General features: G+C 71.2%; 22 protein-coding genes. 15 read left to right on the forward strand and 7 right to left on the reverse strand.

Annotated features, from left to right (window positions below; genetic code table 11):
* The first annotated feature begins 28 nt into the window (after nt 1-28).
* The 7 genes from EDF33_RS02995 (at nt 29) to EDF33_RS03025 (ending at nt 7,616) form a co-directional block, all read left to right on the forward strand.
* A complete protein-coding gene (locus tag EDF33_RS02995) occupies nt 29-745 on the forward strand; it encodes a GntR family transcriptional regulator (protein ID WP_131877998.1) in 717 nt (238 codons plus the stop codon).
* Nucleotides 746-836: 91 nt separating this feature from the next.
* Nucleotides 837-1,883 carry a TIM barrel protein gene (locus EDF33_RS03000; protein ID WP_132099261.1) on the forward strand — a complete coding sequence of 349 codons (1,047 nt, stop codon included), beginning with the start codon at nt 837-839 and terminating at the stop codon, nt 1,881-1,883.
* Nucleotides 1,880-2,833, forward strand: coding sequence for a 3-hydroxyacyl-CoA dehydrogenase family protein (locus tag EDF33_RS03005; RefSeq protein WP_131878002.1), 954 nt, complete (start codon nt 1,880-1,882; stop codon nt 2,831-2,833). The genes EDF33_RS03000 and EDF33_RS03005 overlap by 4 nt, the downstream gene beginning before the upstream one ends.
* 11 nt (nt 2,834-2,844) lie before the next feature.
* Nucleotides 2,845-3,624, forward strand: coding sequence for an SDR family NAD(P)-dependent oxidoreductase (locus EDF33_RS03010; RefSeq protein WP_123292891.1), 780 nt, complete (start codon nt 2,845-2,847; stop codon nt 3,622-3,624).
* 139 nt (nt 3,625-3,763) lie between these two features.
* Entirely contained in the window at nt 3,764-5,155 is a 1,392-nt protein-coding gene (locus EDF33_RS03015; RefSeq protein WP_123339283.1) for an MFS transporter, read from the forward strand.
* A complete protein-coding gene (locus EDF33_RS03020) occupies nt 5,152-6,858 on the forward strand; it encodes a dihydroxyacetone kinase family protein (protein ID WP_132099262.1) in 1,707 nt (568 codons plus the stop codon). The genes EDF33_RS03015 and EDF33_RS03020 overlap by 4 nt, the downstream gene beginning before the upstream one ends.
* Entirely contained in the window at nt 6,855-7,616 is a 762-nt protein-coding gene (locus EDF33_RS03025) for a triose-phosphate isomerase family protein (RefSeq protein WP_132099263.1), read from the forward strand. Before EDF33_RS03020 ends, EDF33_RS03025 begins: the two co-directional genes overlap by 4 nt.
* Here EDF33_RS03025 and EDF33_RS03030 read toward each other — a convergent pair.
* The gene (locus EDF33_RS03030; RefSeq protein ID WP_132099264.1) at nt 7,609-8,451 is read right to left on the reverse strand and encodes an NAD(P)H-binding protein; all 843 of its coding nucleotides are present in this window, start codon (nt 8,449-8,451) and stop codon (nt 7,609-7,611) included. The genes EDF33_RS03025 and EDF33_RS03030 overlap by 8 nt on opposite strands.
* A gap of 79 nt (nt 8,452-8,530) precedes the next feature.
* Here EDF33_RS03030 and EDF33_RS03035 point away from each other — a divergent pair, with 79 nt between their 5' ends.
* On the forward strand, nt 8,531-9,262 hold the full coding sequence (locus EDF33_RS03035) for a TetR/AcrR family transcriptional regulator (RefSeq protein WP_235036037.1): 732 nt from the start codon (nt 8,531-8,533) through the stop codon (nt 9,260-9,262).
* Here EDF33_RS03035 and EDF33_RS03040 read toward each other — a convergent pair.
* From EDF33_RS03040 to EDF33_RS03050, 3 genes are all read right to left on the reverse strand, one after another.
* Nucleotides 9,259-9,933 (reverse strand): response regulator transcription factor, encoded by a 675-nt coding sequence (locus tag EDF33_RS03040; protein ID WP_132099265.1) that lies wholly within the window; start codon nt 9,931-9,933, stop codon nt 9,259-9,261. The two genes, EDF33_RS03035 and EDF33_RS03040, sit on opposite strands and share 4 nt — an antisense overlap.
* Complete coding sequence (locus EDF33_RS03045) at nt 9,930-11,141, reverse strand: histidine kinase (RefSeq protein WP_131878012.1); 1,212 nt, start codon at nt 11,139-11,141, stop codon at nt 9,930-9,932. The genes EDF33_RS03040 and EDF33_RS03045 overlap by 4 nt, the downstream gene beginning before the upstream one ends.
* 343 nt (nt 11,142-11,484) lie before the next feature.
* The gene (locus EDF33_RS03050) at nt 11,485-12,255 is read right to left on the reverse strand and encodes an alpha/beta fold hydrolase (protein ID WP_131878014.1); all 771 of its coding nucleotides are present in this window, start codon (nt 12,253-12,255) and stop codon (nt 11,485-11,487) included.
* 50 nt (nt 12,256-12,305) lie between these two features.
* Between EDF33_RS03050 and EDF33_RS03055 the strand changes: the two genes are divergently transcribed.
* Together EDF33_RS03055 and EDF33_RS03060 are read left to right on the forward strand one after the other, a co-directional pair.
* Nucleotides 12,306-12,719 carry a helix-turn-helix domain-containing protein gene (locus EDF33_RS03055; protein WP_131878016.1) on the forward strand — a complete coding sequence of 138 codons (414 nt, stop codon included), beginning with the start codon at nt 12,306-12,308 and terminating at the stop codon, nt 12,717-12,719.
* Between the two features lie 91 nt (nt 12,720-12,810).
* On the forward strand, nt 12,811-13,602 hold the full coding sequence (locus EDF33_RS03060; protein WP_131878018.1) for an NAD(P)-dependent oxidoreductase: 792 nt from the start codon (nt 12,811-12,813) through the stop codon (nt 13,600-13,602).
* A 490-nt stretch (nt 13,603-14,092) separates the two neighbouring features.
* Here EDF33_RS03060 and EDF33_RS03065 read toward each other — a convergent pair whose 3' ends face one another.
* Entirely contained in the window at nt 14,093-14,779 is a 687-nt protein-coding gene (locus EDF33_RS03065) for an SDR family oxidoreductase (protein ID WP_132099266.1), read from the reverse strand.
* A 113-nt stretch (nt 14,780-14,892) separates the two neighbouring features.
* Here EDF33_RS03065 and EDF33_RS03070 point away from each other — a divergent pair, with 113 nt between their 5' ends.
* Nucleotides 14,893-15,099, forward strand: a complete 207-nt coding sequence (locus EDF33_RS03070; RefSeq protein WP_131878022.1) for a hypothetical protein — start codon at nt 14,893-14,895, stop codon at nt 15,097-15,099.
* Nucleotides 15,100-15,156: 57 nt separating this feature from the next.
* Here EDF33_RS03070 and EDF33_RS03075 read toward each other — a convergent pair whose 3' ends face one another.
* Both EDF33_RS03075 and EDF33_RS03080 read right to left on the reverse strand, forming a co-directional pair.
* Nucleotides 15,157-15,807, reverse strand: coding sequence for a helix-turn-helix domain-containing protein (locus EDF33_RS03075; protein ID WP_243692337.1), 651 nt, complete (start codon nt 15,805-15,807; stop codon nt 15,157-15,159).
* A complete protein-coding gene (locus EDF33_RS03080) occupies nt 15,804-17,321 on the reverse strand; it encodes an APC family permease (RefSeq protein WP_132099267.1) in 1,518 nt (505 codons plus the stop codon). Before EDF33_RS03080 ends, EDF33_RS03075 begins: the two co-directional genes overlap by 4 nt.
* A 220-nt stretch (nt 17,322-17,541) precedes the next feature.
* On the opposite strand from EDF33_RS03080, the gene EDF33_RS03085 reads away from it, so the two are divergent.
* The 4 genes from EDF33_RS03085 (at nt 17,542) to EDF33_RS03100 (ending at nt 22,505) form a co-directional block, all read left to right on the forward strand.
* Nucleotides 17,542-19,035 (forward strand): APC family permease, encoded by a 1,494-nt coding sequence (locus tag EDF33_RS03085; protein ID WP_123292882.1) that lies wholly within the window; start codon nt 17,542-17,544, stop codon nt 19,033-19,035.
* Between the two features lie 80 nt (nt 19,036-19,115).
* Nucleotides 19,116-21,149, forward strand: a complete 2,034-nt coding sequence (locus tag EDF33_RS03090; RefSeq protein WP_131878026.1) for a primary-amine oxidase — start codon at nt 19,116-19,118, stop codon at nt 21,147-21,149.
* 1 nt (nt 21,150) lies between these two features.
* Nucleotides 21,151-21,759, forward strand: coding sequence for a hypothetical protein (locus tag EDF33_RS03095; RefSeq protein WP_132099268.1), 609 nt, complete (start codon nt 21,151-21,153; stop codon nt 21,757-21,759).
* 563 nt (nt 21,760-22,322) lie between these two features.
* Complete coding sequence (locus EDF33_RS03100; RefSeq protein WP_123292879.1) at nt 22,323-22,505, forward strand: hypothetical protein; 183 nt, start codon at nt 22,323-22,325, stop codon at nt 22,503-22,505.

Genomic DNA, 22,505 nt, shown 5'->3' on the forward strand with positions numbered 1-22,505 from the left:
GGATTCGTGGATTCTCTAGGATCGACCCATGTCCACGACCATGCCCGGCTTCGGGACCGAACGCATCTCGCAGCTCGGCCTGCGTGACCGCGTCTACGACCGGGTGCTCGAGGTCCTGATGGGCCACGACGTCGAACCCGGCATGCGGCTGTCGATCGATGGGCTCGCCCGAACCCTCGGCGTCTCCCCGACGCCGGTGCGCGAAGCCCTCGTGCAGCTCGAACGCACCGGCCTCGTCACCCGTGAAGCGAACAAGGGGTACCGGGTCTCCCCACCCCTGGCCGGCGACCAACTCGAGGCCCTGTTCGACGCCCGACTCATCGTGGAGAGCGGCGCCGTCGAGCTCGCTGCGCGCGGTGACGTCGACGCCCTGCGGGAGCGGCTCGGCATTGCGCTCGACGAGCAGACTGCGGTGGCCGACGAGGTCGCGGCGGTCGGTGCGGCTGAGGCGTCGGAGGAACTCATGGCCCGCTTCTTCCGGAGCGACTGGCAGTTCCACCAGCTGATCTTCGATGCCACGCGGAACCCGTTCCTCGAGGAGATGTCCGAGATCATCACGACGCGGGTGCACCGTATGCGGCAGATCGTCGAGGGCGGCGGGGACGACACCGACCGCGCCGTGCACGAGCACCGAGCGGTGGTCGATGCCCTCGCGGTCGGGCCGGCTGAAGCGGTCGCGGCGATGCGGCACCACATCGACGCCGTCCGGCTCCGGTCGCGCGAGGACGCTTCGCACACGAGCTGATCCCGCAGGGGTTGCGCTCTGTCGAGGTGCGAGTATCTTTCCTATAGGAAAGAGGTTCACCGCCGAACCCCGACATGCGAAGGAGCATTCCGTGAGCACACCGCAGGACTGGGTCGACCAGGATTGGGACCCCACCACCTGGACGTCGGACACCTGGCCGATCGCCGCCTGTCTGCACGGCTTCGCCCAGGTCACGCGCGACGGCACTGCGTTCCACGATGCCCCGGCTGAGGTCTGGGACGACGTGTTCGCACAGATCGCAGCCGCAGGGTTCTCGCTCGCTGAACTCGCCGACAGCCACATCCGCCCCGCGGACCTCGAGCGCTCCCGCCGCGACGAGCTGTTCGCCGTCGCGAAGGTGCACGGCATCGGGATCCCCTCGGTGCACCTGCAGCGCAAGAGCGTCATCCAGCCCGGGCACGAGGAGGACAACCTCGCCTACGCCCACCGCACCATCGACGCGGCGGCCGAGTGGGGCATGCAGGTGTTCTCGACGGGCCTGCACCAGCCGTTCACCGAGGCCCAGAAGCGCGCGCTGTGGTTCTGGACAGCGCAGGGCCCGAAGGACCCGGACGACCCCGAGGTCTGGAACGCGGCGGTCAAGCGCCTGCGGGAGCTCGGTGAGCACGCTGCGAGCGTCGGACTGCCGATGGCCCTCGAGCTGTACGAGGACACCTACCTCGGCACCGCCGACAGCGCCGTGCGCCTGGTCGAGGACATCGGGCTCGACAACGTCGGCTTGAACGCGGACGTCGCGAACCTCATCCGCCTCCACCGGCCGATCGAGGACTGGCGGGAGCTCTTCGCGAAGACCATGCCGCACACGAACTACCTGCACGTGAAGAACTACACGCGTGACGAGGCCGGCGACGGCAGCTGGGCGACGAGCGCGCCGAGCACCATGGAGACGGGCCTCATCAACTACCGCCAGGTCCTGCGCGACGCTGTCGCCGACGGGTTCCGCGGGATCGTCATGACCGAGCAGTACGGCGGGGACAGCCTCGGCGTCTGCGCCACGAACCAGCAGTACATCCGATCCGTCCTCGCGACGACGAAGCTCGACGCGACGGCGACGGCGACGGCGACGGCGACGGCGACCCCGACTGCAGCAACCAGCACCGAAGGAGCAACCCGATGAGCACCCTCGACATCGCCGTCGTCGGATCCGGCTACATGGGCGGCGGGATCGCCCAGGTCCTCGCCCTCGCTGGCCACACCGTCCGGATCGCCGACGTCTCGGCCGAGATCGCCGCTTCCAACCGAGCCCGGCTCATCGCAGAGACCGAGCAGTTCGTCGCGGACGGCCTGTTCCCCGCGGACGCCGTGGCACGCGTCGACGCCCACCTCAGCGCAGCCGCCTCCATCGAGGAAGCAGTCGCGGAGGCCGACTTCATCGAGGAGGCCGTCCCCGAGAAGATCGAGATCAAGCACGCGACCCTCCGCCGCATCAGCGAAGCCGCCCGCCCCGACGCGATCATCGGCTCGAACACCTCGACGATCCTGATCGAGTCGCTGGCCGAGGCGGTCGTCGGCCCGGAGCGGTTCCTCGGCGTGCACTTCTCGAACCCGGCGCCGTTCATCCCCGGCGTCGAGCTCATCCCGCACCCGACCACGAACGAGCACGCGATCGCGGTCGGCGAGACCGTCGTCGCCGCGACCGGCAAGCAGTCGGCGCGGGTGAAGGACTCGACCGGGTTCGTGCTGAACCGCCTGCAGTACGCGCTGTTCGAGGAGGCCACGAAGATCGCCGACGAGGGCATCGCCACCCCCGACGACATCGACACCATCGTGCGGACCACGTTCGGGTTCCGCCTGCCGTTCTTCGGCCCGTTCGCGATCGCCGACATGGCCGGTCTCGACGTCTACGCGTTCTGCTTCGAGTCGCTGCAGACCCGCTGGCCCGAGCGCTTCGCCACCCCGCCGTCGCTGCAGCAGCACGTCGACGCGGGCGAGCTCGGCACGAAGTCCGGCGCCGGGTACCTCGAGGTGCCGGCCGACCGCACGCCGGAGCTCGTCGCCTACCGCAACAAGGCCTACGTCGCGATGCAGAAGCTGCTCGACGACCTCGGCCCGGCGCCGATCCACTGAGGGGGACGAGCATGAACACGAACACGAACACGCAGAACCAGCCCCGCACCGCCGTCCTGACCGGAGCGGCATCACCGCGGGGCATCGGTCGTGCCACCGCCCACCACCTGGCCGAGGCCGGCTGGGACATCGGCATCATCGACCTCGACCAGACGGCCAGCGAACATGTCGCCACCGAGATCCGCGAGCGGCACGGCGTCCGTGCGGTCGGCGTCGGCGCGAACGTCGCCGACGAGACCGCGGTCCGGGCAGCGTTCGACACGATCGAGGCCGAACTCGATCCCGTCGTCGCCCTCGTCAACCTGGCCGGCGTCTCGTCCGCGCACGCCTACCTCGACCTGCCCGAGGGGGAGTGGCACCGCGTGCTGTCGATCAACCTCGACGGCGTGCACTTCGCCAGCCTGCGGGCAGCGGAGTCGATGGTGCAGCACGGCTACGGCCGCATCGTGAACCTGTCGTCGGTCTCGGCCCAGCGCGGTGGCGGCACCTTCAGCAAGACCCCGTACACGGTGGCGAAGGCCGGCGTGATCGGCCTGACCCGTGGCCTGGCCCGCGAGCTCGGCCCGCGCGGCGTCACCGTCAACGCGATCGCTCCCGGCCCGATCGACACCGACATCATGGGCGGCACCCTGACCGAGGAGCGCAAGACCGAGATGGCAGCGGACGGCGTGCTGCCGCGCATCGGTACGCCGCGGGACATCGCCGCGGCGATCGCGTACCTGATCAGCGAGGACGCCGGGTTCGTCACCGGCCAGACGCTGAACGTCGACGGCGGCCTGTACATGCACTAGAGCCGACCGGCCACGGATCGCGCGCCGTCCGCGCGACGCGATCCGTGCCTCCCGTCCGACAGGCCGAACGGCCAAACGGCCACCAGGCCCCACCGCCGGACGCCCCGAAACCGCACCGTGCTCGCAAAGGAGCGAACCCGTGTCACTTCCCCCTGCCCCCGCGCTCGGGTCAACGAACGACCCCGGCCTCAAGTCCGCCATCGGCAAGGCGACGAAGCACCTCATGCCGATGCTCGTCATCCTGTACTTCGTCGCGTTCCTCGACCGCACCAACGTCGGGTTCGCCGAAGAGGCCCTGAGCGTCGACCGCGGCATCTCCGACGCGGCCTTCGCGCTCGGCGCCGGCATCTTCTTCATCGGCTACGCGATCTTCGAGATCCCGTCGAACCTGCTGCTCAAGCGCTTCGGTGCCCGGTTCTGGCTCGCCCGCATCGCGGTCACGTGGGGCATCGTCGCCGCGCTGTTCGCCTTCACGACGAACGACACGATGTTCATCGTCCTGCGCTTCATCCTCGGTGTGACCGAAGCGGGGCTGTTCCCGGGCGTGATCATGTACCTGTCGGAGTGGTTCCCGAACAAGGTGCGCGTGCGGATGTTCGCGATCTTCTACCTGGCGCAGCCGTTCTCGCAGATGATCGGTGCCCCGTTGTCCGGCGGGCTGCTGAGCTTCGGTGACCAGGCGACCCCGTTCCACGGCTGGCAGGTCATGTTCTTCGGCGAGGGGATCCTCGCGGTGCTCGCCGGCATCGCGGCCCTGGTGTTCCTGACGAACAGCCCGCAGCAGGCGAAGTGGCTCGAACCGGGCGAGAAGCAGTCGCTCACCGCGGCGATGGCGCGCGAGGACACCGCCCGCAGCGCGGACGGCCCGACCGGCATCTGGAAGGCCATGGCGAGCGGCCGGGTCTGGTACTTCACGATCATCTACTTCTGCCTGCAGGTCGCCGTGTACGGCACGACGTTCTACCTGCCGCAGCAGGTCTCCTCGCTGCTCGGGCAGGACGTCGGGTGGCAGGTCGGCCTCGTGACCGCGATCCCGTGGCTCGTCGGACTCGTCGCTTGCTACCTGGTCGGCTCGAAGGCGGACTCCGTCGGTCGTCGTCGTCGCTGGGGCACCATGTTCTACATCACGACCGGACTGTCGATCCTCGGGTCGGCGTGGGCCGGTGCGAACGGGCAACCGATCCTGGGCATCGTGTTCATCACGCTGGCGGTCGCGAGCTTCCTGGCCGTCGGCCCGATCACCTGGGCGTACCCGACGGCGTTCCTCACCGGGGCCGCCGCTGCGGCGGGCATCGGCCTGATCAACTCGCTCGGCAACCTCGGCGGGTTCGTCGCCCCGATCATGCGCACGGCGATCAACGAGGTGGTGCCGACCGACAGCGGTGCGTTCGGGATCGTCTCGCTCGGGGTCCTGGCGTTCGTCGCGGCCGTGATGATCTTCTGCACGAAGTTCTTCCGGGGGTCGAAGGCGGATGACCTCCTCGACACCTCGCATGTCCGCACCACGACGTCGAAGGAGACGAACGCGTGACCAGACTGTTCAACGACCCGGTGGACTTCGCCGACGAGGCGACCGACGGCTTCGTCGCCGCGAACGAACGATGGGTGCGGAAGGTGCACGGCGGCGTTGCCCGCGCCACCACCAGCCCCGACGGCACGGTCGCCGTCGTGATCGGTGGCGGCTCGGGCCACTACCCCGCGTTCGGCGGGCTGGTCGGACACGGCCTGGCCGCCGGTGCCGCGATGGGCAACCTGTTCGCCAGCCCCAGCGCCCAGCAGGTGGCCGGCGTCGCGCGGGCCGCCGAGCACGGCGGCGGGGTGCTGCTGAGTTACGGCAACTACGCCGGTGACGTCCTGAACTTCGACGCCGCGGCCCGCACACTCGAGGCCGACGGCATCCCGGTCCGGACCGTTCGCGTCACCGACGACGTGGTGAGTGCGCCCGCGGACCGCCCGCAGGAGCGGCGTGGCATCGCGGGCGACCTCTGCGTCTTCAAGGTCGCCGGCGCCGCCGCCGAGCAGGGCCGCAGCCTCGACGAGGTCACGGCCGTCGCCGAGCGCGCCAACAACCGCACGCGGTCGTTCGGCGTCGCGTTCTCCGGGTGCTCCCTGCCCGGTGCCGACGAACCCCTGTTCACGGTGCCCGAGGGTCGGATGGCCATCGGCATGGGCATCCACGGCGAACGCGGGATCGACGAGACGGACGTTCCCACCGCGGACGGCCTGGCGTCGCTGCTGGTGACCCGACTGCTCGACGAGCTGCCGGAGGGCGTGACACCCGACGGCGCGCGCGTCGTCCCGATCCTGAACGGGCTGGGCAGCGTCAAGTACGAGGAGCTCTTCGTCGTCTACCGCTCGGTCCAGCAGCGGCTCGCCGACGCGGGGGTCGTCATCGTCGAGCCCGAGGTCGGCGAACTCGTCACGAGCTTCGACATGGCCGGTGTCTCGCTCACCCTGTTCTGGCTCGACGGCGAACTCGAGGAACTCTGGGCAGCAGCCGCGGACACCCCCGCGTACCGCAAGGGCGGCGCCGTCCCGCAGGAACGCGTCGACCCCTCCACCGTGGAAGCGGACGCCGAGGGCGTCGCCATCGGCGCTGCGAGCGACGACTCGCGCGCGGTCGGCGAGCAGGCTGCGGCCGGCTTCGCCGCCGTCCGCGCGCTCCTCGACGAGCACGCCGACGAGCTCGGCCGGATCGACGCCGTCGCGGGTGACGGCGACCACGGCATCGGCATGCAGCGGGGCGCGCACGCCGCAGCGGCCGCAGCCACCGACGCAGTAACCGCCGGCGCAGGTGTCGGTTCCGTCCTGCGGATCGCCGCAGACGCCTGGTCCGACAAGGCCGGCGGCACGTCCGGTGCGATCTGGGGAGCCGCCCTGGAGGCCCTGGGTCGCGTCCTCGGGGACGACGAGCGTCCGTCGGCCGCCACGGTCCAGAGCGCGGTGCACGCCGCCACCGAGGCGGTCCTCGCGTTCGGCGCGACCGTCGGCGACAAGACCATGGTCGACGCGCTCGTGCCGTTCGACGAGGTGCTCCGCACCCGGGTCGACGCGGGAGCGTCGCTCGCGGACGCCTGGGCCGACGCCGTCAGCGCCGCTCGCGAGGCCGCCGACGCCACCGCGTCGCTCGTGCCGAAGATGGGCCGCGCACGCACCCACGCCGAGCAAGCCGTCGGCACACCGGATCCCGGAGCGGTGTCGTTCGCGCTCATCGTGGAGACCCTCGCACCGTGATCACCATCGGTGTGTCGCTGAAGACGTACTTCTCGCACGCTCGGACCCTGGAGTGGTCGGGGGCCGTCGCCGAGATCGCGCGGAGGCACCCCGCGACGCGGTGCGGAGCGGCCACGCTGTTCGTCGCGCCGACGTTCCCGGCGCTCGTGCCCGTGCGTGACGTGCTGGCCGGGTCGGGGGTGCTCCTCGCCGCGCAGGACCTGTCGTGGGCCGACGAAGGAGCGTTCACCGGCGAGGTCTCCGGCGCCGAACTGCGGGAGATCGGGGTCGACCTGGTCGAGATCGGGCACGCCGAACGACGCTCCCTGTTCCACGAGGACGACGTGACCGTCACCGCGAAGGTGCACGCGGCCTTCCGCAACCACCTGCGTCCGCTCCTCTGTGTCGGGGAGACGACCCGGGCCTCCCGGTTGGCGGAAGCCGTGGCGGAGGTGACCGCGCAGCTCGACCGTGGTGTCTCGACGGCCATCGCTGACGGACTGGCCGGGGCGCTGACCGTCGCCTACGAGCCGGTGTGGGCGATCGGTGCGCCCGCACCGGCGCCGGACGACCACATCGTGGCGGTGCTCGCGGGGATCGAGCAGCACCTCGCCACGCGACCCGAGCTGCGCGGGAGCACGGTCCTGTACGGGGGCAGCGCCGGGCCCGGTCTGCTCACCCGTGGGCAGGGGCGGCTCGGCGGGTTGTTCCTCGGTCGGTTCGCGCACGACCCGGCTGCGGTCGAGGCGATCCTCGACGAGGTCGCAGCCCTCAGCTGAACTGGTCCTCGACCGTGCGCGGTGCACGTCCGAGGAGTTCACCGAGCAGGGGATCGGTGCCGGCGAACAGGCCCTGTGCTGCAGCCTCGTACATGCCAAGCAGGAACCCCACCATGTGCGGGTCCTGTCCGGCGGCGACCGCGCGAGCTCGCCACTCGTCCTCTCCGAGGGCCTCGAAGCCGATGGTCCGGCCGGTGCGCTCCGATGCGGAGCCGGCGAGGTCGGCGAAGGTCGGGGCCGCCGGCGCGGTGAGCGTCACCGGGCCGTCGAAGGGCTGCTCGGCGAGCAGGATGCGAGCGGCTGCCTCGGCGGCGTCCTCACGCGCGGTCCACGACACCGGGCCGTCGACGGGCACGGACACGGTGCCGGTGGTCTGCCACGGTCCCATCAGCCACGTGGTGCTGTGGGCGTAGAACCCGTTCCGCAGGCTCGTCCAGGGCAGGCCAGACTCGCGGAGCAGGTCCTCGGTCGCGGCGTGGTGGGCCGCGGGGACGAACGGCGACCCGTGCGCTGCACCTTGGTGGCTCGTGTACAGGACGCGGCCGACGCCGGCGGTCACGGCCGCGGCCACGGCGGAACGGTGCAGCGCGACGGCGTCTGCACCCGGGTCGTTCGACGAGACGAGCAGGAGCTGGTCGGCACCGGCGAAGGCGCGGGCGAGCGTGTCGGGCTCGGCGTAGTCGCCGCGGCGGACCTCGACGCCCTGGTCGGCGAACCGCTGGCCCTTCGCCGGATCGCGGGTGACGACCACGAGCTCGCTCGGGTCGACCTGTCCGAGCAGGTGGTCGGTGGTGGCGCCGTTGAGTGCGCCCGTGGCGCCGGTGATGACGATCATGGGATCTCCGAATCAGTGGTAACGGCCAAGTTGTATCGACGGTAACACACTGATAGCAGTGATCCGTTATCGTTGTTCCGTGATCGACCAGGGAACCCAGCGCGAGGAGACACGAGCGCGCATCGTCGAGGTCGCCGGCTCGATGCTGCGGGAACTCGGCGCGGCAGCGGTGACCACCCGCGCAGTCGCCGACGGCGCAGGCGTGCAGGCGCCGACGATCTACCGGCTGTTCGGCGACAAGGACGGGCTGCTCGAAGCGGTGGCTGAGCACGCGATGACGACCTTCGCTGCGGTGAAGGCGGACGCGGTGCGGGCAGCGCGTGACGGACGGACGGACCCCGTCGACGACCTGCGCGCCGGGTGGTCGATGACGATCGGGTTCGGGCTCGCCAACCCGCACCTGTTCGTGCTGTTGAGCGACCCCGAGCGTGGTCGGCGCTCAGCAGCGGCGCGGGCCGGCACGGCGTTGCTCGCCGAACGGATCCAGCGCGTGGCCGAGGCCGGGCGGCTCGCCGTGCCGGAACGACGTGCCGTGGAACTCGTGCACGCGGCCGGCACCGGCGCAGTCCTCGCGGTCCTGGCCGCCCCGGTGGACGAGCGGGACCCGTCGCTCGCCGACGACGTGCTCGACGCCGTGCTCGGCCGGATCCTCGTGCCGAGCGCGTCGACGACGGACGACGGTGGCACGGGCGGCGACGCCGTGACGAGCGCCGCGATCACGCTCCGTGCTGCTGCACCCCGGCTGGATCGGCTGTCGGCTGCCGAGCGGACGATGCTCGCGGAGTGGCTCGATCGGATCGCGACCGGCTAGGACCCGTCGCGGGTGCCCGCCAGTCCGTGGTCGTGCGCGTAGACCACGAGCTGCACGCGGTCCCGCAGCGAGAGCTTGCCGAGGATGCTCGAGATCTGCGTCTTCACGGTCGACTCGGTGACGTACTCCTTCGTCGCGATCTCGGCGTTCGAGAGCCCGCGGGACGCCCAGCCGAACACCACCCGCTCCCGCTCGGTCAGCGCCTGGAACTCGGGCGGCTGCGGCGCCGGTGCCCTCGCGACGTCGGCCCCGAACAGCTGCGCGAGGTCGTTCGGGGCGATGACGGAGCTGCCCTCGTGGACCGCCCGGACCGCCGCGAACAGGAACGTCGGGGTGGCGTCCTTGAGCAGGAACCCGCTCGCACCGAGCCGGATCGCGGTCGCGGCGGCGGGGTCGAGGCCGAACGTGGTGAGCACGACGACCCGGGGGAGCGGGCCCTCGACGGCGCCGGAGAACAGCTGCCGGACGGTCTCGACGCCGTCCATGCCGGCCATCCGCATGTCGAGCAGCATCACGTCGGGTCGGAGTTCCTGGATGCGGGCGAGGGCCTCGGCACCGTCCGCGGCCTCGCCCACCACCTGCATGTCGTCCTGCGCGTCGAGCACCACGCGCAGACCGGCGCGGAACAGCGCCTGGTCGTCGGTGAGCAGGATCGTGATCGGTTCGGTCATCGGACGGGTCCCCCTTGGACGTCGAACGGGATGCGGGCGCGTGCGGCGAACACGTCGTCCAGCGCGGCGGCGTCGAAGGACCCGCCGAGTGCGGTGAGGCGGGTGTGCATGCCGTCGATCCCCCGCCCGGAGCCCCCGGTGGTGCCGTCACCCACGACGTTCTCGACCTCGAGCACGACGTCGGCGCTCCGCCAGGTCTCACGGACCACGACGGGCAGCCCCGGCGCACCGTGCCGGAGCGCGTTGGTCAGCATCTCCTGCAGCACGCGCCGTGCTGCCGTGCCGGTGTCCGGGCGGAGCGGGACCGGGACGCCGCGCACCGTGCGGTCGACGTCGACTCCGGCGTCGCGGATGCCCTGCACGATCTCCTCGAGCGAGCCGGGATCGGTCGTCTCCCCGGAGCCGTCGATGTGCCCGAGGACCTGCCGGACCTCGAGCAGGGAGCTGCGGGCGGTGCTGGCGATGGTGGCACTGACCTCGCGGATGCGGGCCTCGTCGGCCAGGAACGGCACCGAGTCGGCCTGCGCGATGATCACCGCGAGCGAGTGGCCGACGACGTCGTGCACGTCACGGGCGATGTCGGCGCGGATGCGTTCGGACTCCGCGACGTCGATGGCACGGGTGGCGGTCGCCTCGGCCTCGCTGGCCACCGCCTCGGCGCGCGACGCAGCAGCCTCGGCATCGGCTCGACGGACGGATTCGCGGTCGCGCGACCGGAAGGCCCGGACGGCGACCCCGCCCGCCCACACCCCGAGGAGGGCGGCGACCGGTGCGGCCATCGCGAGGAACGCCTGGTCGCGGGGACCGTTGAGCAGCACCAGGTACCGGAAGCCGGTGACGGCGAGGTAGAACGTCGCACCGACACCCGCGACGAGCGCGAGCACCCCGGAGAGGATGACCTCGGTCCGGGTCCCGACGACCGCCGCGGTGCCGATGACGACGAAGATGGCGAGGTCGACGAGTGACGGGCGCTCGCCGCCGCCGACCTGGATGATCCCGAGGACGACCACCATGAGCATCGCCGCCGACGGGGAGACCCGACGGAGGGCGATCGCGCCGGCGGCAGCGAGCACGGCGAAGAAGCTCGCGTGCTCGAGCTCGACCTCGAGCGGCAGCAGGAAGACCAACGCCGCGAGGACCGCCCACGCCACGTCGACGACGATCGAACGGGTGGCGAGCGGCCGGATGAACGTGCGCCGGTCCGTCACGGCTCGATCATCGCATGCCGCCCACGCCGGGCAGCGCGGACCGACGTCACGCGCCCGGGGTCATGGCGGCGAGGGCGATGACGGTCGTGGCGACGATCGCGGCGCAGAGCAGCAGCGTGGCGATCGTGTGTTTCGTCGAGGACTCCATGTCACCAGACTCGCGGTCCGGAGTCGCCGGGGCATCGGGCGCACGGGCGAAGCGCTTCGTCCCTGCGGGTGAAGCGAGGGGCGAGCACCCGGTACTCGGCGTCGACGAAGACACCCGCAGTTGGGCGACCGGTCGTCCTGCACGGTCCCCGCGCGGAGCCGCGTTCCTTCCGGTGTGTGCCGCCGTGCGTGCTGGTCAGCTCAGGAAGGCGTCGATCGCGGCCCAGGTCGCTTCGGGTGATTCGAGGTGCGGGAGGTGGCCCGCGGCCGGGATCTCGGCGTAGGCCGCACCCGGTACCGCCGCGGCGACTGTTCGCCCGTAGGCCGGAGTGACGACGCGATCGCTTGCGCCCCAGACGACGAACGTCGGCACGTTGACCGCATGGAGTCGGCTGAGCAACGTCGGGTCGCTCATCGCCGCGCCGGCGACCGCTGCCATCGTGCGGCCGTTGGACTGCTGTACCGCTCGTTGCTCTTCGGTGGAGTCGGCGGGATCCGTGTACCCGCGTTCGGGGTCGTGCCACGCGACCTCGGCCAGGCCGCGAGCATCGAGGGCGAAGAAGTCGGCGATCGGCTCCCCGTCGACGATGGCACCAACGGTGTCGATGACCACCACGGCCCCGATGAGGCCGGCGAACCGCTGGTCGGCTGCGGCCTGGACGGCCATCTCGAGCGCGATCCATCCGCCGATCGAGGACCCGACCACGACCACGTCGCGGTCGCCGTGTTCGGTGAGCCGCGCGAGGTACGCGTGGGCGAGCTCGGCAACGGAAGCGATCGACTCAGGGCGTGCGGTTCCGTCCCAGCCCGGGTGGGTCGGGGCGAGGGCGTGCATGGTCGCCGACAGGTGTCCGACGATCGGCGCCACGGTCCTCGGCCCCCCGCCACCGTGCAGGACGAGGGCGGTGCGAGCGGTCGAGCTGCCGGCCTCGATGACCGGCAGGGGTTCGGGGAGGGAGCTGTTCATGATCGTCCTGTCTAAACATGTTGATGTAAGCGTGTTGATACAGTAACACCATGGCGGCGGACCTCGAGGTACTCGGACAGATGATCAAGCGCGCGCAGTACCGGAACCACCGGACGATGGACGCGGCGCTCAAGGACGTCGGCGTCTCTCTCGTGCAGTGGGATGCGCTCCGTGCCATCGATCGGATGCCCGGCGCATCGGGCCACGAGCTGGCCGTCGCGACCTTCCAGAGCGACCAGGCATTCGGGACCCTCGCGACACGGCTGGTCGAACGAGGGCTCATCACCCGGTCGGCAGGGCGCGGACGGCGTCTCGAGCACGCGCTGAGTGGTGCCGGTCGGACTGCGCTCCAGGACGGCCACTCGGTGGCGTCGAGCGTCCTCGATGTCCTCTTCGCTCCGCTCGACGGCGACCAGCGCAGCGACCTGCTCCACACGCTGCGCCTGCTCACCGAAGCGGACTGAACCGGAACGGCGGCGAGACGTCGCTCAGGCTTGGCCGCGATCGAAGACCCGGACAAGGCCGCTCCGCTGGCGTCGCCAGTACGATCGCACGATGTCGAGCATCGCCGGAAGCCGTTGGGTCGTCACCGGTGCTGCCGGGAACATCGGGTCTGCGCTCCGGTCGGCGCTGTTGGAGCGCCATGCGGTCCTCGTCTCCACCGACATCCGTCCGATCACCTCCAGCAGCCCACAGGAGTCCGTCGCATCGGTCGACCTCGCCGACCTGGAGAACCTGGTGGAACTCTTCGCCGGAGCTGACGGTGTGGTCCATCTGGGCGGAATCGCGGACGAGGCTGACTTCCACGACCTGGCCGAGGTGAACATCGTCGGGACCTACCACGTGCTCGAGGCCGCCCGGCGGGCACGGGTACGTCGGGTCGTGTACGCGAGCAGCAACCGCCTGACGGGCTCGTACACCGCGGGTCACCACGTGACGCCCGACATGCCGCCACGACCTGACGGCTTCTACGGAGTGTCGAAGGCCGCGGGGGAAGCACTCTGCCGGCTGTACGCGGACAAGTTCGGCATGAGCACCATCTCGTTGCGCATCGGCAGTTACGAGGAGCAGCCGTCTTCGGCTCGAGAGCAGCAGACGTGGCTCAGCCCCGCGGACGCGATCCGCGCCTTCGTCGCGGCGATGACGACCACCGAACACACGGCAGTGTTCTACGCCGTCTCCGCGAACACCGATGGATGGTGGGACCTCCAGCCCGGGGAAGCCGTCGGCTTCTTCCCGCAGGACGACGCGGCTGCGTGGAGCACGCGCGCGCCCCTTGCCCCGGACGTGCCGCAAGGTGGGAGGTACGCCACACCCGAGTACTCAACCGACCGCATGCGCCGGTAGTGGAGCGTCCATCCGACGCTTCACAGTGCCGTCGACCGCTGTTCCGATCGACGCGAGAGGTTCCGAAGTCGACGGCCGGAGAGACCCTCGCTCCAGCGCGCCGTGGACCCGGGCAGCACGGCGACGTGCATCCCGTCGTGCGCGGGGGCCAGCCCGCAGCGCCACCGATCGAAGACGCTGCCGCACCACTCCTGCGGGCAGGCTCCAGGGACCGACGGCGCTCCGTCGGCAATCGAGGGTGGACCGCCGGCGCCATCGGATCCAGGAGCGGGCAAGAGGTTCTCGGTCATTCATGATGAAGACGGGGAGCGGCCCCGATTCGTCACGAACTCGGCGTGCCGGTCAGCGCTCCGTGGCACGGCACCGCCTGGCGTGCGCGAGCGGCACGTCGACGCAGCACGGACGGACGTGGGGCTCGCCTCCGGAAGCCCACCTGCGGTGCACCGGTACTTCTGCAGGCAAGAGCAGATCCTGACACTCGTACTCGGGATCAGATGACGACGGATCCCCGCTGGCGGTGCGCGATCGAGACGGACTCGCCGGACACCGCGTTCAGCGGCGACGACAGGAACGCGATGAGATCAGCGATCTGCTGCGGGGTCGAGTCGCCGGGGCCGCCCGGGCGGACCTCGGCGGTCGGGGTGTCCGTCACCGTCCCGGGGTTGACGACGTTCACCGTGACCCCGGTCCCCGCCACGTCGTCGGCCAGGTTCTTCGCGATGACGCTCACCGCGGTGTTCCGGAGCGACGCCGTGATGTTGCCGGAGAAGTAGGCGTTCTGCCCGCTCACGACGACCACGCGGCCGAACCCGGCCTCGCGCTGAGCGGGGAGCACGGCGTTCGCGACGCGGAGGAACCCGAGCGCCTTGCCGTCGATCGCGTCGAGGACCTGCTCCGGGTCGGACTTCCGAGCCGGGTCGAGGGTGCTCGCGCTCGGGGCAGCGGTCACGACGAGCACGTCGATGCGCCCGTGCCGCTCGAGGACGGTGGCGATGCCCGCGTCCACGGAGTCCTGCGAGGCGGTGTCGATCGACACGCTGCCGTCGGAGTCGTCGGCGCTGCGGGACGCGACGACGACGGTCGCCCCCTCGGTACGGAGACGATCGGCGACAGCGGTACCGATGTACCCCTTGCCTCCGACGACGAGTGCGACACGGTTCTTGAGTTCGAGGTCCACGCGCCCACGCTATGCCGGGGCGCTGCAGTCTGCCCGCCCGTCGCGGCTCGCCGGTCGACGAGCACATGCTCTTCTCGTAGTGTCGGTGGGTATCGCAACGGAACGAGGTGGACATGGGCTCACGATCAGCTGGCAACGTCGCGACGATCATCGCCGCAGGGTGTTTGGTCCTGCTCCTCGTCGTCGTGTGGCTCGGCGGACAGCAGTCGATCGGAGACGCGTTCGCGATCCCGGTCGTGTCCGCGCTCGTTCTCGGGTTCGCCGGCTGCACGGTCTGGGCCGGTGTCGTCGCCTTGCGTCGACGCGGATCCGGGCGCTGAGTACCGTGCACTGCGGTTCGCGGCGGGCCGCAGCGACATCGGACGTGTGACCACGCCTCACCCGAGCAGCGGCTCGAGCCGCGTCACTGCCCGGCGCAGGTGCACCAACGCGTCACCCGGCGACGACACCCGGGCCGCCGGCGCCGACAGGGTCAGCCCCGCCACGAGTTCGCCGCGCTCGCCGCGGACCGGGAGCGCCAGGCACCCGAACCCCGCCGTGAACGCGCCGACCTGGTGCACCGGTCCGAGGCCCCCTTCGGCGTGCAACCGCCCCATCGCACTCGACCCGGGCGTCGCCCGCAGCGCGGCCTCGTCGAGCAGCGGGAAGTCCGGGTCGACGTCGATGTCGCGCACACCGGCGGCGTCGTAGCGCGCCAGGTGCACGCCCGCCCGGACGGCGGAGCGGACGTCGGCGAGCACCGACCGCACGGCTCGGGGCAGCGGTGCGAGTACCGGAGCCGGCGACACCCCGGCCAGGTCGGCGACCTTGTGGCCGAGGGCGAAGCCGCGCAGGTCCGGCAACCGGACGAGGTACTCGTCCTCGACGAGCAGCGTGATGAGCCGGTAGGTGGTGGCCCGCGGCATCCCGAGGGCGTCCGAGATCTGCTGGGCGGTGACACCCGGTCCCGCGTGCGCAGCAGCCTCCAGCACCGCGAGGGCGTTCTGGATCGCCTTCGGCTGCCGCGCGCGGAGTCCGGGTTCGCTCACCGCACCTCCGCCGGCTGGCCGGTTCCGGCGGACGGACGGGAGGCCCCCAGCAGGTCCGCCTCGACCGGCACGTCGTACACGGCGCGGCTCCGACCCCGCCGCCAGGGTCGCCGACGCGTGGCCACCAGGAACGCGACCACCACCGCGGCGACCGTCCCGACGGCGAGGGCGACGGCCGGCCAACGGGACGACGCGGCCTCGACCCCGAGGTAGGTGAGCAGGACGGCGGTCAGCAGGACCCCGGTCGTGACGGCGACGACCGCGACCCCCGCCGTCAGCTCGCCGATGCGCCGCAGGAACACCGGGGCCGCGAAGCACGTCAGGGCGTACGCGGCGATGTACCCGAGGGCGGCGACGACGAGCTCGGCCTCCATGAGTGTCCACGTCGGGATCCCGCTCGCCAGGCCGAGGACCGGCAGCACCGTGAGCACGCCGCACGCGACCGCGCCGGCCACGAACGGGGTCCGGAAGCGCGGCGACGCCCGACCGAGCACCCGGGGCAGGACTCCCTCGCGGCCCATCGCGAACAGGACCCGCACGAGCGCCGTGGTCGAGGCGATCGCGCACGCCGCGAACGACGCCGCGATCCCGAGGTCGAGCGCCCACCCGATCCACTGCATGCCGAAGGCGTTCGCCAGCTCGTTCACGGGCGAGGCGCTCGACGCGAGGTCGGCGCCCACGGCGGCGAACCCCATCTGCTGGGCCGCAGCGCTGACCACGTAGAGCACCCCGGCGACCAGGACGGTCCACGAGATCGCGCGGGGGATCGCCTGGAACGGGCGCCGGGCCTCCACACCGAGCACCGACGCGCTCTCGAACCCGACGAACGCGGTCACGGCGAGTGCGGTGCCGACCGCGAACGACGCCGGCTGCGTCGGCCCGAGGGCGACGGCGGAGGCGTCGGCCGGGTGCAGGCGCGCGACCAGCGCGACGATCAGGACCACGATGACCGCCACCGACAACGACTCGACGAGCAAGGTCAGCCGGGTCGACAACCGGACCCCGAGCGCGATCACCGCGAAGACGGCCGCGCCCATCACCAGCACCACGACGATCGTGACCAGGGCGTCGTCGCCGGCGGCCGGCACGAAGCGGGACAGCAGGTAGTCGAGGTAGTAGCCGCTGCCGGTGAGCGAGAACATCGCGATGAAGCCGTACCCGAGCAGGAGTGCTGCGCCCGCGACGACCCCGGCGACCGGGCCGAGCCCGAGCGAGACGTAGGTGTAGAGCGACCCGGTGCCGGCGACGCGTCGGACGAACTGGTTCACCGTCCGCCCGACCAGGAACGACAGCGCCATCGCGGCCAGCAACGACCACGTGGCACCCTGGCCGGCGACCGTCGCGACGAGGACCGGGATCGTGGTCGCGGCAGCGGACGGTGCCACGGCGGACACCGACTGGGCGAGGACGTCGACCGGGCCGATGCTCCGCCGCGACAACCCGTCGACGGGGGAGCGCGTGCCGACGCCGGGCACCCGTGGCGGGTCGGCGATGGCTCGGTCGAGCGCGGTCATGCGGCAACCGTAGGGCTGCGCCGTTGCGCCCGTGTCTCGGTGGTGTTTCGGCTGCGTCTCACGCAAATGAGACGCCTCCGACGAGCACGTCCCATTCGCCGGCGACAGGGCTTCACGCCGGTGGAACGGCACCGCAACGGCGGCACGGGACCGTGGTCACACCCAGCACCACCACCTGCGATCCCCACCCACCCCGTCCCACCCGAACCGGAAGGCCACGATGTCCAGCATCACGAAGGACCCCGCGTCACTCGGAGCCGCACCCGCGCCGCAGCGGACCATGCGCGGCTCGCTCGGCGTCACCGCGATCGTGTTCATGGTCGTCGCGGCCGCCGCCCCGCTCACCGTCGTCGGCGGCGCCGCCCCGCTCGGCATGCTGCTCGGCAACGGGGTCGGATTCCCGTCGCTGTACGCCGCGTCGGCCGTCGTGCTGCTGCTGTTCTCGGTGGGGTTGGCGGCGATGACCCGGCACGTGCCGCGGCCCGGCGCGTTCTTCACGTTCGTCGGACACGGGCTCGGGCGTCCGGCCGGCGCGGGAGCCGCCACGCTGGCGCTCCTGACCTACACGACCATCCAGGTCAGTGTGCACGGCTACATCGGGTACCTGCTCGGGGTCACCGTCACGGGTCTCGGCGGACCGGACATCCCCTGGTACGTCTGGTCGCTCGTCGTCGTGGCCCTGGTCGGGATGCTCGGCTACCGGCACATCGACCTGTCGAGCAAGGTGCTCGGCGTGATGCTCGTCGGCGAGGTCGGCATCGTGCTCGTCCTGGTCGCGGCGATCGTGTTCCGCGGCGGGGCCGACGGCCTGTCCCTCGCACCGTTCGAGCCGACGCAGATCATGTCCGGGTCGCCCGGCGTCGGGCTGATGTTCGCCATCGCCGCGTTCATCGGGTTCGAGGCCACCGCGATCTTCCGCGACGAGGCGAAGGACCCGGAGCGGACCATCCCGCGTGCGACCTACACGGCCGTGATCGGCATCGGTGTCTTCTACACACTCGCGTCGTGGGGGCTCGTGATGGCGTGGGGCCCCGACGGCATCCTCGCCGAGGTCGCGAAGGACCCGGGGTCGCTCATCCTCACCACCGCCGCGCAGTACATCGGCAGCGCCGGGGAAGCCGTCCTCAACGTGCTGCTGCTGACGAGCATGTTCGCCTGCGTCCTGTCGTTCCACAACGTGATCACCCGGTACCAGCACTCGATGGCGAACGCGTCGCTGCTGCCCGGCCGGCTCGGCGACGTGCACCGGAAGCACGCGTCGCCGCACACCTCGAGCCTGGTGCAGACCGTCACCGCCGCAGTGCTGATGGTGCTGTTCGCGGTGCTCGGCCTGGACCCGGTGCTGCAGGTGTTCAGCTGGTTCGCCGGCGTCGCCACCCTGGGCGTCGCGATCCTGATGGCCGCGACGAGCCTCGCCGTCATCGTGTACTTCCGCCGCAACCCCGGTGACCGGCGGGTCTGGAACACCATCGTGGCCCCCGTCCTCGGGTTCCTCGGGCTCGTCGCCGCTGCCGTCCTGATCTGGGTGAACTTCCCGACGCTCGTCGGCGACGTCGACGCCTCGGGCGCGAGCGTCTTCGGCGTCGTGAGCATCGTGCTCACCGGCCTGGTCGTGGTCGTCCCCGTCATCGGCGTGGTGCAGGCCGTGGTGCTGCGACGCCGCAGTCGGAGCCGCTACGAGCTGATGCTCGACCGTCTCGCCACCGAGAGCTGACCCGCCGGGCGCACCACGCGCCTCCCGGCCGAACCGACCCGACCCCACGCACGACGCAACGCGCAAGGAGCACCACGCACATGACGATCACCGACCCGACCACCGTGACCACCGACGCAGACACCACCGCGCACCCGCTCGGCAGCCTGACGCCCGACGAGTTCACCGCCGTCCGCGACCTCGTCACGGCGCAGCCGGACTGGACCGACACCACCCGCTTCGCCTACGTCGGCCTCGAGGAGCCGCACAAGCAGGAGGTCCTGGCGTGGCAGGCCGGCGACGGCCCCCTGCCGGACCGCACGGCCCGGGTGATGCTGCTCGACATGGCGACCGGTCGCTCCACCGACCGCGTCGTGTCGATCACCACCGGCACGGTGCTGCGGACCGACGTGCTCGACGGGTCCCGTGGCCAGCTGCCCGTCCTGATCGAGGAGTTCGACGCCGTCGGCGAGATCGCGAACGCGGACGAGCGCTGGGTCGCTGCCCTGGCGAAGCGCGGACTGTCCGCCGACGAGGTCAAGTGCGTGCCGCTGTCCGCCGGGTACTACGACTACCCGGAGGAGCAGGGGCGGCGCATCCTGCGCGTGCTCGCCTTCAAGCAGGACCACCCGGCCGACCACGTGTGGGCGCACCCCGTCGACGGCCTGTCGGCGTACGTCGACGCGGCGAACCGGGCCGTCACGCGGATCGTGGACGTGGCGGACATGCCCGTTCCGACCACCTCGGGGAACTTCGACGACCCCGCGATGCAGGGCGAACCGCTCGACCTCAAGCCGATCGTCATCACCCAGCCCGAGGGGCCGTCGTTCCGCGTCGACGGCGAGTTCGTCGAGTGGGCGAACTGGCGGTTCCAGGTCGGCTTCGACGCCCGCGAGGGACTCGTGCTCCGCCAGCTCTCGTGGCAGGACGGCGAGCGGCTGCGCCCGATCGTGTACCGGGCGTCGATCGACGAGATGCTCGTGCCGTACGGCGACCCGTCTCCGGTGCGGTTCTGGCAGAACTACTTCGACACCGGCGAGTACCTGTTCGGGCGGTTCACGAACTCGCTCGAGCTCGGCTGCGACTGCGTCGGCGAGATCCAGTACTTCGACGCCGTCCTGGCCGACGAGCTCGGCAACCCGCAGACCATCCGCAACGGCATCTGCATGCACGAGGAGGACTTCGGCACGCTCTGGAAGCACGGCGACATCTACACCGGCTCGCAGGAGGTCCGTCGATCCCGCCGCCTGGTGATCTCGTTCTTCACCACCGTCGGCAACTACGACTACGGCTTCTACTGGTACCTCTACCTGGACGGCACGATCGAGTGTGAGGCGAAGCTCACCGGCGTGCTCTTCACCAGCTCGTACCCGGGGCGCTCGGAGTCCGGCGACGACTACCCCTACGCCTCCGAGGTCGCCCCCGGCCTCGGTGCCCCGTACCACCAGCACCTGTTCTCGGCGCGACTCGACATGATGGTCGACGGGCTGTCGAACGCCGTGGACGAGGTCGACGCCGTGCGGGTGCCGGTCGGACCGGGCAACGAGCACGGCAACGCGTTCACGAAGTCGGTGGCCCGGATCGCGTCGGAGTCGTCGTCGGGTCGTCTCGCCGACGCGTCCAAGGCGCGCACGTGGTTCGTCTCGAACACCGAGGAGCGCAACCACCTCGACCGCCCCACCGGCTACGTGCTGTACCCGCAGGACGCCCCGGTGCTGCTCGCCGACGACTCGTCCTCCGTCGCCGCCCGTGCCGAGTTCGCGCGCAAGCACCTGTACGTCACGCAGTACGACCCGGCGGAGCGCTTCGCCGCCGGCGACTTCGTGCACCAGAACCCCGGCGGCGACGGGGTCGCCCGCTACGTCGAGGGGGACCGACCGCTCGACGGCGAGGACATCGTGCTCTGGCACACCTTCGGCCCGACGCACTTCCCGCGGCCCGAGGACTGGCCCGTCATGCCGGTCGACTACGCCAAGTTCACGCTCAAGCCGTACGGGTTCTTCCCGCGGAACCCGGCGCTGAACGTGCCGGCGGCCATCGGCGCGACGGCGGCGTCGCACTGCTCGCACCACGCGTCCGGTGGCGTCGAGGCGGCGCACGACGCCGTCGCACACGACCACGGGCACGGACACTGACGTGACCGACCTGCTCGGGCTCGCCGCGATCGTGCCGGCGTCCGCCGGGGCCTGCTGCACGGTCGGGGCGTGGCGCCCCGGCCGTGCGGTCGACGTGGTGGCGGCAGTGGTGATGGTGGCCGCGATGGTGGACGGGGCCTTCGGGCCGCGCGTGCTGCCCGGGGTGCTCTGGTTCGTGGTGCTCGCGCTGCTGGCCGTCGTGGTCGCCGCGGTGCACCGGGTACAGAGTGCATCTGGTGCGTCTGGTGCGTCTGGTGCGTCCGGTGCGTCCGGGAGGCCCGGGTCGGCTCCGTCGGTCCGGGTCGCGTCGGCGCACGGTCGGTTCGGGCGACTGCACGCGGCGCTCGGTCTGCTGGTGATGGGCGCGCTGGGCGTCGGCATGGCGCACGACCCCGGCATGACCGGCATGACGGGTGTCGGCGTGCACGGGCACGGTGGTGCGGTCGCCGTGACGTGGCAGGTCGTCCTCGGCGGCCTGACCACCGGCTACCTGCTGCTCACCGCCCACATGGTGCGGGACGGCATCCGGCGTCGGACCCGCGCGCTCCCCGTCGTCGAGACGCTCGCCATGGGGATCGCGGTCGCGGTGATGGCCGCAGCGATGGTCTGACGGCTCCGGAAGGCATCCCGCGACGATGGAACCGCCGCGGGATGCCTCGAGCACCTAGCCCTTCCGCCCCAGGTCGTACAAGAACCGCGCCACGGTCACGAGCAAGCTCGCGATCCCCAACCACGGAACCTGACGCCTGCGGTCGGACTCGTTGTCCTTCGACATCGAGTCCTCCTCTCGGTGTCAGCCGGCCGACACGAAAGAGCGGAGAGCCAGGGATGCGTACGCGAGCGTGCCCGCGTACACTTGCTCCCGAGCGCTCAGCTCGGGAAGACTTGTTTCCCTGGCTTTCCACTCGGAGAGCTGATCGAAGCCCACCACCGTTGCTGCGGTGGTGGGCTTCAACTTTGCCCGGATGCACTCCCCGGCGAGAGTGGCATCTGATGTGCAGCGTATCGGAGGGTCTTCGACCGCAGGCCCCCACCGCGCGCTGATGTGCGAAGCGAACGGTTCGGTGCGCGAAACGTACAGTTTGCGAATCGTTCGTTGCGAAAAACGTTCACGTCGTGAAAGAGTTCGAGCGTCCGCAGGGGACGAACGGCCGCAGAAGGGCGGGATCAGACATGCACAGCACGTACTCCGGGATGCCTCGGGCGGCACGGATCGGTGGCAGCCACACCCGCATCGGTCTGACCGACCCGGCCGTCATCGACGCCTACGTCGAGCGCCGCATCGAGGACCCGTCGCTCCTCGCCGGGCGCGCCGAGCCGGCGTACGCCGACTTCTTCACCGTCCCCGCCGCGTAG

Source organism: Curtobacterium sp. PhB146 (genome assembly GCF_004342995.1).
Classification (GTDB): Bacteria; Actinomycetota; Actinomycetes; order Actinomycetales; family Microbacteriaceae; genus Curtobacterium.

Bases quoted from the DNA above. Each gene is read 5' to 3' on its own strand.
- EDF33_RS02995 (WP_131877998.1), top strand. From the start codon at position 29: ATGTCCACGACCATGCCCGGCTTCGGGACCGAACGCATCTCGCAGCTC.
- EDF33_RS03005 (WP_131878002.1), top strand. From the start codon at position 1,880: ATGAGCACCCTCGACATCGCCGTCGTCGGATCCGGCTACATGGGCGGC.
- EDF33_RS03010 (WP_123292891.1), top strand. From the start codon at position 2,845: ATGAACACGAACACGAACACGCAGAACCAGCCCCGCACCGCCGTCCTG.
- EDF33_RS03030 (WP_132099264.1), bottom strand. From the start codon at position 8,451: ATGATCGTCATCACCGGCGCCACGGGCGCACTCAACGGCGCCACCACC.
- EDF33_RS03040 (WP_132099265.1), bottom strand. From the start codon at position 9,933: ATGACCGAACCGATCACGATCCTGCTCACCGACGACCAGGCGCTGTTC.
- EDF33_RS03050 (WP_131878014.1), bottom strand. From the start codon at position 12,255: ATGAACAGCTCCCTCCCCGAACCCCTGCCGGTCATCGAGGCCGGCAGC.
- EDF33_RS03055 (WP_131878016.1), top strand. From the start codon at position 12,306: ATGGCGGCGGACCTCGAGGTACTCGGACAGATGATCAAGCGCGCGCAG.
- EDF33_RS03060 (WP_131878018.1), top strand. From the start codon at position 12,811: ATGTCGAGCATCGCCGGAAGCCGTTGGGTCGTCACCGGTGCTGCCGGG.
- EDF33_RS03070 (WP_131878022.1), top strand. From the start codon at position 14,893: ATGGGCTCACGATCAGCTGGCAACGTCGCGACGATCATCGCCGCAGGG.
- EDF33_RS03080 (WP_132099267.1), bottom strand. From the start codon at position 17,321: ATGACCGCGCTCGACCGAGCCATCGCCGACCCGCCACGGGTGCCCGGC.
- EDF33_RS03085 (WP_123292882.1), top strand. From the start codon at position 17,542: ATGTCCAGCATCACGAAGGACCCCGCGTCACTCGGAGCCGCACCCGCG.
- EDF33_RS03090 (WP_131878026.1), top strand. From the start codon at position 19,116: ATGACGATCACCGACCCGACCACCGTGACCACCGACGCAGACACCACC.
- EDF33_RS03100 (WP_123292879.1), top strand. From the start codon at position 22,323: ATGCACAGCACGTACTCCGGGATGCCTCGGGCGGCACGGATCGGTGGC.